Annotated in this window: 7 protein-coding genes; all 7 read left to right on the top strand. The window is 42.6% G+C overall.

Annotated elements, in window-relative coordinates; all coding sequences use genetic code 11:
- The first annotated feature begins 291 nt into the window (after positions 1-291).
- The 7 genes from MHI25_RS22555 to pflB all read left to right on the top strand — a co-directional run bounded on the left by MHI25_RS22555 (position 292) and on the right by pflB (position 12,490).
- The gene (locus MHI25_RS22555) at positions 292-2,085 is read left to right on the top strand and encodes a histidine kinase (RefSeq protein WP_076184180.1); all 1,794 of its coding nucleotides are present in this window, start codon (positions 292-294) and stop codon (positions 2,083-2,085) included.
- Positions 2,086-2,104: 19 nt separating this feature from the next.
- Entirely contained in the window at positions 2,105-3,433 is a 1,329-nt protein-coding gene (locus MHI25_RS22550; RefSeq protein WP_076134518.1) for a response regulator, read from the top strand.
- Positions 3,434-3,550: 117 nt separating this feature from the next.
- The gene (locus MHI25_RS22545; protein WP_076129625.1) at positions 3,551-4,471 is read left to right on the top strand and encodes a sugar ABC transporter permease; all 921 of its coding nucleotides are present in this window, start codon (positions 3,551-3,553) and stop codon (positions 4,469-4,471) included.
- A gap of 1 nt (position 4,472) precedes the next feature.
- Entirely contained in the window at positions 4,473-5,345 is an 873-nt protein-coding gene (locus MHI25_RS22540) for a carbohydrate ABC transporter permease (protein WP_036682930.1), read from the top strand.
- A gap of 132 nt (positions 5,346-5,477) precedes the next feature.
- Positions 5,478-6,944: an extracellular solute-binding protein gene (locus tag MHI25_RS22535; RefSeq protein WP_076129626.1), complete on the top strand. Its 1,467-nt coding sequence runs from the start codon at positions 5,478-5,480 to the stop codon at positions 6,942-6,944.
- 408 nt (positions 6,945-7,352) lie between these two features.
- Positions 7,353-9,974 carry a bifunctional acetaldehyde-CoA/alcohol dehydrogenase gene (gene adhE / locus MHI25_RS22530; protein ID WP_036682925.1) on the top strand — a complete coding sequence of 874 codons (2,622 nt, stop codon included), beginning with the start codon at positions 7,353-7,355 and terminating at the stop codon, positions 9,972-9,974.
- Between the two features lie 254 nt (positions 9,975-10,228).
- Positions 10,229-12,490 (top strand): formate C-acetyltransferase, encoded by a 2,262-nt coding sequence (gene pflB, locus MHI25_RS22525; protein WP_076184179.1) that lies wholly within the window; start codon positions 10,229-10,231, stop codon positions 12,488-12,490.
- The last annotated feature ends 73 nt before the right edge of the window (positions 12,491-12,563 follow it).

The raw sequence follows: 12,563 nt of genomic DNA, 5'->3' as shown, positions 1-12,563 counted from the left end.
TTTTTAAGAGTTCCGTTGATGGAGTTGCGAAGTGGAGGTTTGGAGCTGGAGAAACGCCAGTGGTCGCCTTTATCCTCGGATTTCTACCGCTCAACGGTATAAAATCAGGAAATCTGAGGATAACAGCGATCGTAAGCCCAAACGCTCCACGTAGTGGCGAACATATCATCGTGCTCTTTTTATCCGCCCAACAGAAAAAACTACATACAAATGAACATAAAAAACTTTAAAATAAACATATGTAAGCGTTTATCACTTTGATATAGTTATTGAACCCGGAGGTGTATCTCGATGTTGTCTAGGCTGATTAGGCCGATTTTGAAGCTAAACGTCAAACAACAGCTTATCCTGCTGTTTCTGATTATGATCTCGCCCATTCTGTTTTTGAACATTTACGGGAATATGAAGGCTGAGCAAATTCTGAAGCGCCATGTGACGAATGCTTATGTAGAGCTGAACAAGCAAAACTTCACCATCATTAACCGAGATATCGATACCGTAAATAAAATTACTACCACTGTAATTCAAAACCCTCTGATTCAACAGATTAATATGACGGGCTCGGATACCATTCTGGAGCGGGTTAAACGTTATGAGACGATAGAGAAGCTGTTGGTCAGTTACTCGCAGGGAGCGGAGCGTGGGGACGGCATCTATTATTCCCTTTATATATACGATCCCGAGGATTATTATTTTTTTGCACCCAATTTCCCGCAGGTTAAGAAGGCGGGGGTATATTTCTTTTCCAAAGCGGAAGAGCCCTATTGGTTCGAGGAGGTTGTCCAGAAAAAGGGTCGCGGATCTCTAAAATTTACAGGGAAGCTAAGTGCACAAGCAGAAAACTTGAAGACACTTACCTACATGAGAGCTGTCAATAACATCTCCAGAAAAGCTGAGACCATTGGGGTTTTAGTCATTACCAAAATGGACGCAAAAATCGGAGAATCCCTCAAATCCATATCGTTGCCTGATGGTGATATTTACTTAACAGATCTGGATAATCGTGTACTCGCTTCTACTACGAATAATACTGGTGAGATCATTACGCTGCCGGAGACGGTCGTTGCTGAGGATTTGGAAGGAACCGTGGATGTTATTACCTCGGATTTTATTTATGTGGTCAATAATAACCATGCCTTAGGACAGAAGCTAGTCTACAAAATCGCCGTAAAAGCGCTGCTGCAGCAACAAAACGAAATGAAAAGTGTGATTCAATACATAACTGTGGCCTATGCTGTTTTTGGATTAATCATGATTACTTATTTCTGGCGTTCATTAATGACGCCTTTGCAAAAGTTAGCTTTTTTCGTCCGGAAGTTTGAGCCAGGCAATCGTGTCCCTGAGACGCCAAAAAGAGGGAGTAACGATGAGGTCAGTGTGCTGATTGGATCTACCTATGACATGGCCCGCAGGCTAAATGGACTAATTACTTATAAATACCAGATGGAGCTAAAACAGAAGGAATCACAGCTTCAACTGCTCTATCAGCAGATCAATCCGCATTTGCTCTACAACACTTTGGAGAGTATTTACTGGAAAAGCTCGCTGGAAGGTAACGTTGAATCCGCCGAGATGATCAAGGAATTATCCAAGCTTATGAAGATTAGCCTCAGTCGGGGAAGGGAGCTGATTAGCCTTGAAGAAGAGCTGGAGCATGCAACAGCCTACATCAAGCTGCAGCAGCACCGGTATGATTATATATTTCGTGTAGTAATGGAGATTCATCCAGATACGAAAAGAAATCTAATTCCTAAAATTACCCTGCAGCCGTTAATTGAGAATGCTATTATTCATGGTGTCAAAAATATGGGCGAGGATGGGGAAATCATCATTAGCGCAGTTTGTGTGGACGATACCGTCGAGATCTCGATTGAAGATAATGGCTATAAGACTGTTGATTACCAGGCCATCGAAGCTGTGCTGAATGACGACAGTCCAAATCCGGCCAGCGGTTACGGGATTCGCAACATTAACCAGCGTATTCATTTACACTTCGGCTCTGATTATGGCATCAGCTATACCCCTCGTAAAGAGGGCGGTACATTGGTGACGGTTAAGCTTCCGAAATCAGAGAATCAGGACTAAGGAAGGGGAGCATACAGATATGTTCAATATATTAGTTGTGGATGACGAACCATTGATTTGTAAAGGGCTGAGCAATTTATTAGCTTCTTCGGGGTTAAACATAGACCATATTTATACAGCAAACAGTGGTTTTGAAGCGCTGGACTGTATTCGGATGGAGGAAATAGACCTGCTCGTTACTGATATTCAGATGGGCGCAATGAGCGGGATTGATCTAATGCAGCATGCAAAATTGGCCAAACCCTGGGTACAGACCATCGTGATTTCTGCACACGAGACGTTTCAATATGCGCAAATGGCCGTTAGGCTTGGAGCGAAGGATTATTTGATCAAACCTTTGAACAGTGAGCAATTTCTGGATTCGGTGCGAAATGTGCTGCTTAAGATGGGGAAACCATCACCAGAATTGGATATTTTCATGTCAGGAATTAACGAAAGCTTTCGGCTGGAAGAGCCGCTTCCGGAATACAGCAAGTTATTGAATGAGCTGCTCATTGAGCCTGAAGGTGTACTGTGTGATGCAGAACGCTTGCAAAAGCTGGATAACCTGAAGCTGCAAGGGCCGTATTTTTCCGTCTTAAAAATCAAGGTACCTCTGGCTGGAATGAATCAGGAGAAGCACTACACCCTGCGGGACAGACGGCTTCTTTGTTATGCCGCGCTGAATATCGCCAAAGAGCTGATGGATCAGGAGTGGAACTCGACAGCCTTTTACGCAGAGGATGAAGAGATTACGATCATTATTCAGTGGGATGAAAAAAGCTATGAAGATTCGTCTGCCAGCCAAATTAATAGGCTAGATATCCTTGGCCGTAGTCTTCATTTTAATATTCAAAAATATCTGCACTTAAATGCAGTTATCGGCATCAGCCAGATTCTCAAGGGTCTTTCTTTTATGGCTGTATTGAACCGTCAAGCCTCCAAAGCCATTCTCTGGAATAATGAACACAATGATCATTATGTGTTTTACTACGGGGATTTTAATTGGAACAGCTACACAACCGATCCTTCAGTAGAAGAGCTTCATACACGCAGCAATCTGATTGTAGAGAAAGCGAGAGAGTATATTGATGAGAACTATGCGCAAAAAGGATTAACCATCCATGAAGTGGCTAAGAAAAACCATGTCAGCCCCAATTATTTGAGCTATCTGTTTAAGAAAAATACAGGTTACAACCTGTGGGAATATGTAATTAAGCTGCGGATGGAAGAAAGCCGGGAGATGATTTTGAACACAGATCTTCGCAGATACGAAATCGCCGAGCGTGTAGGTTATGAATCACCGGAGCATTTTAGTAAAATTTTCAAAAAATATTATGGGATTAGCCCCAGTGAATTGAAGAAGTAAAAACACATACTACTTCGGTAGATTTAGACATGTTCAGTACAACCCTCATTTTCTACAATTTAAGGTAGGAAGCATTTTGCGAAAAATGCTGAAAGAAAAATGGAATGAGGGAGCCTGATGAATCAAACCGCAGTTGTATCCGAAAATCCGCCGGCGCTGAAGGGTACACCTTACAAGCAAAACCGCTGGAAGAAAAACTTTTGGGGATATATGTTCCTCGTACCTGCTGTGATTATTTTTGTAATGTTCTTGTGGGTGCCAATTTTTAAAGGCTTGTTGTACAGCTTCTACCATGTTGATTTTGTAAAAGGGAATAGCTTTGTTGGTTTTGAGAACTATGCTAGAGCCCTTAGTGATCCGGATGTTTTGACCGCGTTAAAAAATACAGGGTATTACATGCTTCTATGTCTTATTATCGGGTTCTGGGTTCCGATTGCTTTTGCTATTATGATCTCGGAGCTGAGAAGGTTCGGGGGCTTTGTACGGGTAGCGGCTTACCTACCTTTTGTAATGCCTGGTGTGGTGCTATATGGACTCTGGAGATGGCTTTATGATCCTGTGGGCCCAATCAATGCAGTATTAAGCTCGCTTGGTGTGGACCAGGTTGCCTTCCTGACAGATACAAGGTGGTCGATGATTTCCCTTGTTTTTATGGAGACGTGGCAGCAGTTTGGATCAGGGATGTTAATATACTTGGCTGCTGTACTCAGCATTCCGCGGGATTGGTATGAAGCAGCTGAGATTGATGGGGCGGGTGTGTGGGCACGTATAAAGTACATCACATTGCCTTCGCTACGTAATTTGATCATTTTGATGTTTATATTACAGATTATCGGGACTTCACAAGGGTATCAGTCACAAATGGCGCTGCTTGATGGTGGACCGAATAATACTACGCTTACCTATGCGCTGCTGATCGTAAAATATGCTTTTACGCGACTCGATTATGGAACAGCGACTGCGCTTGGCATGCTAATGTTCATAGTCCTAGGTGGTTTGGGCATTTTACAGTTCAAGCTTAACAAGGAGGACAACTAAGATGAAGAGCGCAGATAGAGGGATTCTCTCAGAACATGATTTGAAAAAAACAAGCAATAAGATCGTTTATGGCTTGATGTGCGTGGTTATTTTGATTATGGTGTTTAGCATGCTGTATCCGATCTGTATGACGTTATTTAACGGACTGAAATCGAATCAAGAGGTGAACTCATTCCCACCGCATTTTTTCCCGCAGGAATGGCACTTCAGCAACCTTAAAGAAGCGATGAACTACATTGATCTGCTGATGTTCCTTAAGAACACTATTTATATTTTTGTGGGGAATATGGTCGTGACACTAGTCGTATTGGGAATGTCTGCTTTCAGCATTTCTCGTATGAATGTTCCTTACAGAAAGGCAATTTATTTCTTTTTCCTGATGACATTGTTTATTCCGGCGACCAGCTACATGATTCCCAACTTTGTCAATCTAAAAGAGCTTGGATTACTGAATCAGTACGCTGCCTTTTGGCTGCCGGCGGGTGCGAATACATTCTATTTTCTACTCTTAAAGAACTTTTTTGATGGGATACATCCTGAAATTTTTGAAGCCGCGCGGATTGACGGCTCCTCTGAGCCGAGAAGCTTTTTCTCCATTGCAGTGCCATTGTCGGTTCCGATATTTGCTACGCTGGCGATCTTTATCTTTTCTACTGCATGGAATGACTGGTTCTGGCCATCTCTGGTTATGCACAGTGAAGAGAAATATACGCTCGCGACAGCAATCTATAAATACGTTATTAATGTAAAGGCACTTAATACGAATATTAAATTCGCTATCCTATTTATCGTATCGTTGCCGCCGATCCTTGTCTTCCTGATCTTCCAAAAGTTCATTATGCGTGGCGTCGCATTATCAGCAGTTAAGGGATAAGCGCGGATCGACTAATTTAGTCACGGATCGTAAACATGCACATGAAAGGAATATAAATGCACCTCGTTTGTAAACGATTTCTCTTTTATGATCGATATGTAAGATAACTATGAATTGAAAAGGGGAGTTTCAATGCGTAAGTACTCTAGCGTGCTACTAAGCCTCCTTGTGGCCGGATCATTGTTAACCGCATGCGGCGGTAACAACAATAACGGAAACACAACAGGAAACAAGGAAGGGGAAGCGACTACTGCGCCAACGAATGCTGCAACAGATAATGCTGGCAGTGCTACAGCAGCGCCAACTGATGATATCACACAAAGAAAAGTGACCATCAAAATTCACTATCCAACCCCTGACCTAACCGAAGTTAGAGCACAGGAAGATGACAAGATCAAACGTTTCCAAGAGGAGTATCCGAATGTTGAAATCGTCAAAGACGATTGGCAGTACAATGTAAGTGAAATCGGCATCAAAATGGCAGCGAATGAAGCTCCAACCTTCTTTAACACTTACGCTACAGAAGCAAAATTCCTAGTTGAAAAAGGCTGGGTAGCTGACATTACGGATCTGTGGAATAAATACGAATTTAAGGATCAAATTAACCCGGTTCTCCAAAACCAATTTATCATTGACGGAAAAGTATTCGGCGTAACTCAAAAGGGTTATGTAACAACCACAATGATCAACAAAAAAATGCTGGATGAAAAAGGCGTTGCTGTTCCATCTATGGATTGGACTTGGGATGATATGCTGAATACCGCGAAAGGCGTAGCTGATACCAAAAAAGGGATTTCCGGTATTGCTCCAATGGGTAAAGGGAATGAAGCAGGCTGGAACTGGACCAACTTCCTGTTCGAAGCTGGCGGTGAAATTCAGAAGATTGAAGGCGGTAAGGTTGTAGCTACTTTTAATTCTGAGGCTGGGATTAAAGCGCTGGATTTCTACAAGAAACTTAGATGGGAAGCAAACGCGATTCCTCAGGATTGGGCACTGGGCTGGGGTGATGCTGTAGGCGCATTCCAACAAAGTCGTACAGCAATGGTAATGGCTGGATCTGACGGTGTTATTGAGCAAGCGTTGAATCAAGGCGGTCTGAAACCAGAAGATGTACTTACGTATCCAATGCCTGCGATGGAAAAAGGCGGAAAACACACTGGGGTACTTGGTGGTGACTACCTTGTAATCAATCCAAATGCAACACCAGACGAGCAAGAAATGGCATTCCGTTATATTACATTTGATTACTTCTCCGATAAAGGTCTAGAAGCACTGGATGCGGTTCTGCAACAACGTACAACGGATGGCAAATACTTTATTCCGCCGCTCTTAGATTACTATTCTGCAGATTCTGATTTCGGCAAGAAAACAAAAGCTGTGTATGATAAATATACAAATGTATATCAATACAGCCCTGATATTTTAGGCTTGCTGGACGGTAAACCGGAAGCGCAATACAATACACAGGACTACTATGCAACCATGTCCAATGTAATACAAGAGCTGTTCTCCAAAAAAGGAACAGATTCCAAGACACAGCTTGAAGCTGCTGCCAAAACAGTGCAAGAGAAATTCTTCGATACAATTAAAGTAGAATAGGCAAGGAAGAACAGAACCGGCTCCTTTAGGAGTCGGTTTTTTTATGTTTATATTATTGATATTTTTATAAATCAACACGACGGATGGCTTCCGACTATTTTTTAGAGGGTCATGAGAAAAATAGAGTGTCAACAAAATTAGATTTGCATTTTTAAAATATTTTTGCGAGCGGAAAGGTAGAAAATGGGTATCGGTTCTTGTCTTTTTAAACATAAACTTTAGATTTAAGGGATAATACAGCATAAATAATGGTAAAAAACCTATAATATGATCGAATGAAAGCGCTTTGAAAACAAATCAAAAAAACTTTATACTTTGTGAAAGATTTCACTATACAAGGTGGAAATGATGTGATAAGATAAATGTGTAGAGAAAAACAACCTAAAAATTGACAGGAGGACGAGGGAGATGGCAGTTAAGAACGAAGTCGCCGCCCAAGTTAAACAAACTACCGCTGAAGAGTATATTCAGACTTTGGTGGATAAAGCGAAAAAAGCACATGAGGCATTCATGGCGCTGGATCAAGAGCAAGTTGACACAATCGTTCATGCAATGGCGTTGGCTGGACTCGACAAACATATGTACCTCGCTAAATTGGCTGTAGAAGAAACTGGCCGCGGGGTTTACGAAGACAAAATTACTAAAAACATCTTCTCGACAGAATATATCTGGCACGGAATTAAATACGATAAAACAGTAGGCGTTATTGAAGACAATGCTTATGAAAGCTTCCAAAAAATTGCTGAGCCCGTCGGAATTGTAATGGGTATCACACCGGTAACCAACCCTACATCCACCACGATGTTTAAAGCGTTGATTTCGATTAAGACACGGAACCCTATTATATTCGGTTTCCACCCATCTGCGCAAGAGTGTAGTGCAGCAGCTGCTAGAATTCTTCATGATGCGGCTGTAAAAGCTGGCGCACCTGAGAACTGTATCCAATGGATTGAAATGCCAACGATGGACAAAACAAACGCTTTGATGAACAACCCTGACGTTGCACTTATTCTCGCAACAGGCGGTTCTGCAATGGTAAAAGCAGCTTATAGCTGTGGTAAACCAGCTCTTGGCGTAGGTCCTGGTAACGTACCTGCATTCATCGAAAAGAGCGCGGATATCGATCAAGCCGTAACGGACATCATTCTTTCCAAAACATTTGATAATGGTATGATCTGTGCTTCCGAGCAAGCTGTTATTATCGAAGAACCAATCTTCGATCAAGTGAAAAAGAAAATGATCGCTAATGGCTGCTACTTTGTTAACAAAGAAGAAGCTGCCAAACTTACTAGCGGCGCTATGAACGTTGATAAATGTGCGGTTAATCCAGCAATCGTTGGACAATCCGCAGTGAAAATTGCTGAAATGTGCGGCATTCAAGTTCCTGCCGGCACTAAGATTCTGGTAGCAGAACTTGAAGGTGTAGGCACTAAATATCCATTGTCCGCTGAAAAATTGAGTCCTGTGCTTGCTTGCTACAAAGTTAAAAACGCAGATCAAGGTATTGAACGCGCAGCACAAGTTGTTGAATTTGGTGGTATGGGCCATAGTTCGGCTATCCACTCCAACAACGAAGAAGTAATCATGAAGTTCTCTAACCGTCTGCAAACAGGACGTATTCTCGTTAACTCGCCTTCCACTCATGGTGCGATCGGCGATATCTATAACACTAACATCCCTTCGTTGACGCTGGGCTGCGGATCTTATGGTCGTAACTCCGTGTCGCAAAACGTTACAGCAATCAATTTGATCAACGTGAAAAGGGTGAATCGTCGTACCGTGAATATGCAATGGTTTAAAGTACCTGACAAGATCTATTTCGAAAAAGGCGCTACTCAGTACCTGACCAAAATGCCTGATATCACACGTGTCGCAATTATCACTGACCCAATGATGGTTAAGCTTGGATATGTTGAGAGAGTTGAACATTACCTGCGTCAACGCCAAACTCCTGTAGCGATCGAAGTGTTCTCGGAAGTTGAACCAGATCCATCGACAACTACAGTTGAAAAAGGTACAGCAATGATGAACAGATTCCAACCGGACTGCATCATCGCACTTGGTGGTGGTTCCCCAATGGATGCTGCAAAAGGAATGTGGTTATTCTATGAACATCCAGACGCAGACTTTAATGGTCTGAAACAAAAATTCATGGATATCCGTAAACGGGTTTACAAATTCCCTAAACTTGGAAACAAAGCTAAGTTTGTAGCGATTCCAACTACTTCGGGTACAGGTTCGGAAGTAACATCTTTCGCAGTTATTACCGATAAAACAACTGAACAACACACTAAATATCCTTTGGCTGACTACGAGCTAACTCCAGACGTAGCTATCATTGATCCAGAGTTCGTATATAGCTTGCCAAAAACTGCTGTAGCTGATACAGGTATGGACGTATTGACACATGCCATCGAAGCTTATGTATCTGTTATGGCGAGTGACTACACGGATGGTCTGGCAATTAAAGCAATCCAATTGGTATTCCAATACCTTGAAAAATCGGCTCTTGAAGGCGACAGAGTTGCCCGTGAAAAAATGCATAACGCATCAACACTTGCTGGTATGGCCTTTGCTAATGCTTTCCTGGGTATTAACCACAGCTTGGCGCATAAATGGGGCGGTCAATATCACACTGCTCACGGTCGTACTAATGCGATCCTTATGCCACACGTTATTCGTTACAATGCTAAGAAACCTACGAAGTTCGCTTCGTTCCCTAAATATTCACACTTCGTAGCTGACGAGCGTTATGCAGAAATCGCCCGTATTCTGGGATTGCCAGCTCGCACAACTGAAGAAGGTGTAACTAGCCTGATCAATGCTATTCGCGACATGAACAAAAAACTGGGTATCGAAGAATCCTTCCAACAATTGGGCTTTGATCCTAAGGATTTTGAATCCCATGTAGATTACTTGGCTGACCGTGCATTTGAAGATCAATGTACAACTGCCAATCCTAAGCTGCCGCTGGTATCTGAACTCGCAGATGTATATCGTAATGCTTTCTACGGAAGATTTGATAATTAATATTTGGTTAAGTAGATAATAGGATGGTTGTGGATTAGATATAAGTGACAAATATCACCGGAAAGGTGATATTTGTCACAGTCTATTTATAGAAAATAAACTAAAATGTTTATATAAACAACGGTCCCATATATGGAACAATGATTGTGAATTTTCGAACAACCATATTTTTCTTGGGATCACGAGACACGGGATCAACCTTCAAGCCCGCGATCTCTACAAATATAATATAAATATAGATGGAGGGATTTAGCATGTCGGTGATTGAAAAAGATGTACAAGAAGTGAAATCCGGTTGGAGAAGTTTTGCAAAAGGTAAATGGTCCAGAAAAGTTGACGTTAACAACTTTATCGCAAGCAACATTAAGCCTTATGAAGGAAACGAAGAATTCCTCGTAGGACCTACTAGTAACACAACTGAACTGTGGAAGATTATTTCCCAATTGAGCAAGGAAGAAAGAGAAAGAGGCGGCGTATGGGATGTTTCCCTAGATACTGTCTCCACAATCACTTCACATGCACCAGGCTACATTGACAAGGACAAGGAACAAATTGTAGGCGTACAGACTGATGCTCCTTTCAAACGTTCCATCCAGCCATTCGGCGGGATCAAGATGATGGTTGATGCTACGAAGGCTTATGGCTTCGAGCTTCCACAAAACATCGTTGACATGTTTACGAACATTCGCAAAACGCATAACCAAGGCGTATTTGATGCATATACACCAGACATGAGAGCTGTGCGTAAATCCGGCGTAATTACAGGTCTTCCTGATGCTTACGGCCGCGGACGCATCATCGGCGACTACCGCCGCATTGCTCTGTACGGTATTGATTTCCTCATTAAAGACAAAAAACAACAACAAACTGAGCTTGAAGTAGATTCCATGACTGAAGATATCATTCGTTTGCGTGAAGAGCTGTCCGAGCAAATTCGTGCACTTGGCGAATTGAAAGAAATGGCAGCTGCTCATGGTATGGATATTTCCAGACCGGCGACCAACTTCAAAGAAGCTACTCAATGGGTATACTTCGGATATCTGGCAGCAGTTAAAGAGCAAAATGGTGCGGCGATGTCCCTGGGCCGTGTGTCCTCTTTCCTGGACATCTATGCAGAACGCGATATTGCTGAAGGTACTTTGACTGAAGAACAAGTACAAGAAATCGTCGATCATTTCGTAATGAAACTGCGTATCGTGAAATTCTTGCGTACACCTGACTATAATGATCTGTTCTCCGGCGACCCAACATGGGTAACTGAATCCATCGGTGGTATGGCTGAAGACGGAACAACTCGTGTTACTAAGAACAGCTTCCGTTTCTTGAACACCCTGTACAACTTGGGTCCAGCTCCGGAACCAAACTTAACTGTACTGTGGTCCGAAAAATTGCCTGAAGCCTTCAAAAAATATTGTGCTAAGGTTTCCATCGAAACTAGTGCAATTCAGTATGAAAATGACGATGTAATGCGTCCATACTGGGGTGAAGATTATGCGATTGCTTGCTGCGTATCTCCAATGCGTATCGGTAAACAAATGCAGTTCTTCGGTGCTCGTGCCAACCTGGCAAAAGCATTACTGTATGCTATCAATGGTGGTGTAGATGAAAAATCCGGAGCACAAGTTGGACCGGAATTCCCAGCGATCACTTCTGAATATCTGGATTATGACGAAGTAATGAAACGTTTCAAACCGATGATGGAGTGGTTGGCTAAGACTTATGTTAACACTTTGAACATCATTCACTATATGCATGACAAATATTCTTACGAACGTATCGAAATGGCGCTGCATGACCGTGACATTCTGCGTACGATGGCTTGTGGTATTGCTGGGCTGTCCGTTGCAGCTGACTCACTAAGCGCAATTAAATACGCCAAAGTAAAACCTATTCGTAACGAACAAGGTATTGCGATCGATTTCGAAACCGAAGGCGAATTCCCTTGCTACGGTAACAATGACGATGCTGTTGACAGCATCGCAGTAGAATTGGTTGAAACCTTCATGACTATGATCCGTAAAAACAAAACATATCGTGATTCTGTGCCGACTCAATCGGTACTGACCATTACTTCGAATGTAGTGTACGGTAAGAAGACAGGTACTACACCTGACGGACGTAAGAAAGGTGAACCTTTCGCACCAGGTGCTAACCCAATGCACGGACGTGACAAGAAAGGCGCCTTGGCTTCCCTGAACTCTGTAGCTAAACTGCCTTACTCCGATGCACAAGATGGTATCTCTAATACGTTCTCCATCGTACCTAAGGCACTTGGTAAAGACGAGGATTCCCGTAAGTCTAACCTGGTACACATGATGGATGGATACTTCCATAACAACGCTCAGCATTTGAATGTTAACGTATTTAACCGTGAACAGCTGATGGACGCTATGGAGCACCCAGAGAACTATCCACAATTGACTATCCGTGTATCCGGTTATGCAGTTAACTTCATCAAGCTGACTCGTGAACAACAAATGGATGTAATCAACCGTACATTCCACGGTTCGATGTAATTTGTTCCTGTCATGAAGATCTTTGAATTAGTACTACTATTGAAATAATTGCAAGGAAGATACCGCCCTTGTC

Source organism: Paenibacillus sp. FSL E2-0177 (genome assembly GCF_037992975.1).
GTDB lineage: Bacteria > Bacillota > Bacilli > Paenibacillales > Paenibacillaceae > Paenibacillus_AQ > Paenibacillus_AQ odorifer.
Note: the sequence above shows the minus strand (reverse complement) of the source record. Positions and strands in the feature narration are given on the sequence as shown.